Below are 1,112 nucleotides of genomic sequence, written 5' to 3' on the forward strand. Positions count from 1 at the left end.
ATAAATCCTTTTATTACAGTTAATGGGTTTCTCACTTCATGAGCTACACCGGCTGCTAATTGACCAATTGCCGCAAGTGTATCTGATTTATTTAGCAATTCTTCTGCCTTTTTCCGCTCTGTAATATCGCGGACAATGATCATAATTTTATCTTGTAATAATGGTAAACATCTAGCTTCAAAGAAATCAATACTTCCATTAATTGTTAGAGGATATTCTACAATTACATTCTTTCCTTCTTCTTTCAATTGGCGAATTGCTTCTTGAAATTGCTGTGCTACTGGAGACGGTAATATTTCGTAAAACTTTTTTCCCATAAAAGCTTCTGCGGGTACGTAAAATTTTGTAGGAGATCCTGCTTTATAATCTATAATTGTCCCATCGTCTTCTGTTAAAAAACATAAATCTGGTAAAGCTTTAAAAATTAATTCTAATTCAGACGTTTGTTGTTTTAATTGCCCTTCAATCGCTTTTAAATGTGTAATATCTACCCCAACAGCCCAGTAACTAAATCCTGTTACAGGAAACTGCTCTGATATATTGGACCACATTATCGTTTTAATTTCACCATTTTTACATGTTAAACTCATTTCCCAATCTCTAAAATTTTTTCCACGAGTCAAAAATTTATTTTGTATTTGATGGCGATAATTATGGTCAGGATACAGTAATTGAAGAGCGTTTGGATTCCCAATTATTTCTTCAGCAGTATAACCTGTTACAATCTCGCATTCTCGATTCCACAAAACAAAATCTCCATTATAGTCAAGCGCATCAACCATAACAGGCATGTTTTGTAAGATCGTATGTAGTTCTTCCTCTTTTCGAGAAAGTAACGATGTATTTTTACTTTGAACTGCTTTTTTCATCCCAGTTATAATGAGGTTAGAAAGCATTTCAAAATATTTTTGGCAATTGAAAATTTCGCTTCGTTTGGACCATACAACAAAAGATCCTAAATATTGATTGTATAAGAAAAGGGGGATTTCAATTTTGGGAAGTTTACATACTTTCATTTCATTAATTCCAAATGAAAATATACATTCGTTTTCAGCATCAAGAAGTTGATGTGATATGTTAGTTAATTTATAAAATTGTTCTGCCATGGTTTC

The 1,112-nt window shown here is 32.5% G+C and carries 1 protein-coding gene; it reads right to left on the reverse strand.

The features are described from left to right. Positions 1-1,112 (reverse strand): PAS domain-containing protein (locus KI356_RS25960; protein WP_238486241.1); only part of this gene is annotated, 1,112 nt, incomplete at both ends.

This window comes from Bacillus hominis (genome assembly GCF_018332515.1).
Lineage (GTDB): Bacteria > Bacillota > Bacilli > Bacillales > Bacillaceae_G > Bacillus_A > Bacillus_A hominis.